Source organism: Ruminococcus sp. (assembly GCF_024684275.1).
This window is the reverse complement of record NZ_JAIKXF010000129.1, coordinates 1-3,467: the sequence shown is the minus strand read 5'-3', so window position 1 is coordinate 3,467 and position 3,467 is coordinate 1. Positions and strand designations below refer to the sequence as shown.

Below are 3,467 nucleotides of genomic sequence, written 5' to 3'. Positions count from 1 at the left end.
TTTTAGTCTTTTCTTGACTTCCCTTTATTTCTCATAAAGGAATCTCAAGGGTCGTTACTTTTTTCTTCGCATTGTTCAATTTTCAAGATGCTGTTTTTCTGTCTTTCGCTTGGCTTTCCCTCACGCGACAGCTTTAATATTATATCACAGAAAGTTTTCTTTGTCAATACCTTTTTGAAAATTTTCTGAGATTTTTTGTTGTCACTTTCGAGTGAGTTATCCACGCTGCGCCAGCAGGCTTACTGTTTCACTCTCTCGCGGCGACTTAATTATTATAGCACAGCCGCACGGCAAAGTCAACACGGAATTTCTTACAAGCTTGACTGTTGCTTTATCTCGAATTGTGTCTAATTTCACTACTCCCCTGTGAAATCCAGTGTCATACAGCCCTCCGACTCGCTTTCCCGCAGACAGAGATTGATCTGCTCGCCGAAAGGATAACCGGTTTCAGAAGCGATCTGAAATATTCTTTCTGACTCAATATAGTCATGTTTAAAGGCATTGTAAGTCTCTCCGTCCGAAAAACGCAGCTCTATCACGCTGTTTCCTGAGCTGAGCTCACGGCGGACTATCTCCTCCGCCTTTTCGGCGCTGTCCGCATACAAGCCGTTCTTTACATAATAGTTATCATCGGCATTTCCGCACGGAAACGGTTCAAAGAGCGTATTATCGGCAAAATGAGTCCTTTCAAAGGTTGCATCGTCGCAGAGGAAATACATCTTTCTTGTCTCGCCTATATCGTCGGTATCCGCCCATGTTACATCGATATTGTACCAGCTCGTACCGACCTTCACCTGATTCCACGCATGATTTTCGCCTGATTCCGTAGTACCGGTTATCAATACGCTTTTCATTCCGAACTCTGACGCCAACAGCTCAAACGCCTTTGCATAGCCCTCGCAGTTAGCCTCGCCCTCCACAAGACAGCCATACGCCGTAGAAGCATACTCCTTGTCCTCGCCTGTTATATATCTGCAATGAGCAGCAAGATAATCATTTATATATCTCGCAAGAGAGTAGTCATCGTCATTCAGCGCACCTCTGACGATCTCACTGACCTTTTCGCGCAGCTCCTTTTCCCTGCGCTCAACGCTGTCGATGTCGCGGTAGACCACTCTCGCATCGCGGACCTTAGCTGCCGTATAGTAGACCGAATCCAGAAAGAAGAACCCGCCCTCCTGCTTTTCGAGGATACAATATATTTTAGAGTACTCGTCACCGTCCGCCTCATAGGGCAACGGAATATGCTCCTTCTGCTCTGAGATTCCGCGGTAAAGTGCGGTATATATTGCTTTTTCATCAGTTTTCAGCTGATAATAGACAGGTCTTATCTCCGCTTCTTCCTCGGTGAGATACTGCGGCTCGGGAAATTTTCTGAAAACTCCCGAGACCTTAATATATCTCCATGCAGTCACAAGAAGCACCGCGCAGAGCACTGTGAGCAGCGCTGCCGTTTTTTTAGTAATCAAATCAATTCTCCGAAATCATAACTGTATTATTCTTTATCTTGAATGACGGCTGATTCTCCACAAACTTGCTGAATTTGGAGTAGCCATAGGATTTAACGTCAAATCCGGGTATCTTCAGACAGAGCTGTTTTTTCAGCTCGCCCAGATTATAGCCCTTGCTGCCGTTTGAACGGATTATAGCCTCTAAGGCGCTCTGTATCCGTTCAAGGTCTGTCATGCTTGTCTTCTGAGAAACAAGTATACTGCTTCCCTCCTGACGGAAGCTCAGACCGTCGAACTCCTTCAGAAACTGTGAAAACTTGGAATATCCGTAGTTTCTCACGTCGAAGTCGGGATAGCGGTTGAGAAGTCTGCTTCCCAGCTCACCTATATTTATTTCATCTCTGAGGTTTGCATTTTCAGTTATTATGCGCACGATAGCAGTTTCGAGAGTTTTCATCTCCAGCTTTTCCGTCTCGCCTGTACCCTGTATCTCCTCATCGGCGAGGATCTCAAGGTACTTAAAGGCGTTGCAGGCTGTACTGAATGGCTTCGGAGTCTTCTGCTCACCCATTCCTATAACGTGCATACCCGATTCACGGAGACGTATAGCAAGCCTTGTGAAGTCACTGTCACTGGAAACTATGCAGAAGCCGTCCACATTACGGGAATAGAGAATATCCATAGCATCGATTATCATAGCCGAGTCGGTGGCGTTCTTGCCTGTGGTGTAGCTGTACTGCTGAACGGGAGTTATAGCGTTATCCAGCGCCATATTCTTCCAGCCTGCAAGGTTAGCCCTTGTCCAGTCGCCGTAAACTCTCTTGTAAGTTACGACGCCGTAGTTGGACACCTCATCGAGTATATACTTCGTATACTTAGCCGCAACGTTATCGGCGTCGATAAGAACGGCGTAGCGCATTTCCTTTTCCATGATACACCTCATAATTATATATAGTGATATACAATTATTATAACATTTTTATTTAATTTTGTATATAGTAAATCCGCACAAAGTCTTAACAAGCCCTTTGTGCGGATTTTTAAATCTTATTTTATTCGCCGTATGAGGAATATTCATACTCACTTCCCATGAAACTGAGACTGTCCTCATTCCATTTTATGGCAGCATTCTCTTTTTCACCTGAAGATTCAAACATAAATTCATACTTTACCAAGCCCGTTCTTCTGTAAAAGCGATAGCTGTAATCGCCCAGAACATCCCTGCTTTTATAGTAATATATCGTATGGGAGCTGTCAGGGCTTTTCATTTTACGGACAACCAGTCTGCTGTAGCTCCCGATCCCTCTGGTAATGATTATCAGCATAAACAGTGCCAGCAGTATTCCGCCGCCGCTCATGAACACAGCGGACAGCTTTTCGCCGTTTCGCGCCCTGTCTATGCCCCGCAGCACCCCTGCACCGCCAAGAAATACCAATGCCAGAGTAAAGCTGAGATTTTCAATAAGGACATTCGTCATGCCGAACACAAATACCGAACAGCTCTTTATTGACAAAAAGAAATGGAACAAAAGAGAGACTGCAAGGCAGATTAAGCCGACTATTGCCAAAAGCCTGCTCACTTTTTTCATAAAATCACCTCAAAAAAAATAAAAAATCCCGAAACTAATGCTTCGGGATTTGGTCAATGACGAGAGTATTCCCCCGCCACTATGGAGCGGATTACGAGGCTCGAACTCGCTACCTCCACCTTGGCAAGGTGGCGCTCTACCAGATGAGCTAAATCCGCATTATATATAGAACGCTCTCGCGTTCTATATGGTGCTTCCGGTCGGAATCGAACCAACGACACGGGGATTTTCAGTCCCCTGCTCTACCGACTGAGCTACAGAAGCGTGTTGGCGACCCCGAACAGATTCGAACTGTCGACCTCCTGCGTGACAGGCAGGCGTTCTAACCAACTGAACTACGAGGCCATGTGGTGGGGACTACAGGGCTCGAACCTGTGACCCTCTGCTTGTAAGGCAGATGCTCTCCCAGCTGAGCTAAACCCCCACA

General features: G+C 45.9%; 3 protein-coding genes and 4 tRNA genes. All 7 read right to left on the bottom strand.

Features of this window, described 5'->3' with window-relative positions:
• Positions 1-356 precede the first annotated feature (356 nt).
• The gene (locus K5677_RS13815) at positions 357-1,469 is read right to left on the bottom strand and encodes a transglutaminase domain-containing protein (RefSeq protein ID WP_296729114.1); all 1,113 of its coding nucleotides are present in this window, start codon (positions 1,467-1,469) and stop codon (positions 357-359) included.
• Position 1,470: 1 nt separating this feature from the next.
• The gene (locus K5677_RS13810) at positions 1,471-2,382 is read right to left on the bottom strand and encodes an NYN domain-containing protein (protein ID WP_296729112.1); all 912 of its coding nucleotides are present in this window, start codon (positions 2,380-2,382) and stop codon (positions 1,471-1,473) included.
• 121 nt (positions 2,383-2,503) lie between these two features.
• Positions 2,504-3,040: a hypothetical protein gene (locus K5677_RS13805; RefSeq protein ID WP_296729110.1), complete on the bottom strand. Its 537-nt coding sequence runs from the start codon at positions 3,038-3,040 to the stop codon at positions 2,504-2,506.
• 82 nt (positions 3,041-3,122) lie between these two features.
• Positions 3,123-3,198, bottom strand: a tRNA-Gly gene (locus K5677_RS13800).
• Positions 3,199-3,228: 30 nt separating this feature from the next.
• Positions 3,229-3,304 (bottom strand) — tRNA-Phe (locus K5677_RS13795).
• A gap of 4 nt (positions 3,305-3,308) precedes the next feature.
• Positions 3,309-3,385, bottom strand: a tRNA-Asp gene (locus tag K5677_RS13790).
• A 3-nt stretch (positions 3,386-3,388) separates the two neighbouring features.
• Positions 3,389-3,464 (bottom strand) — tRNA-Val (locus K5677_RS13785).
• Positions 3,465-3,467 lie beyond the last annotated feature (3 nt).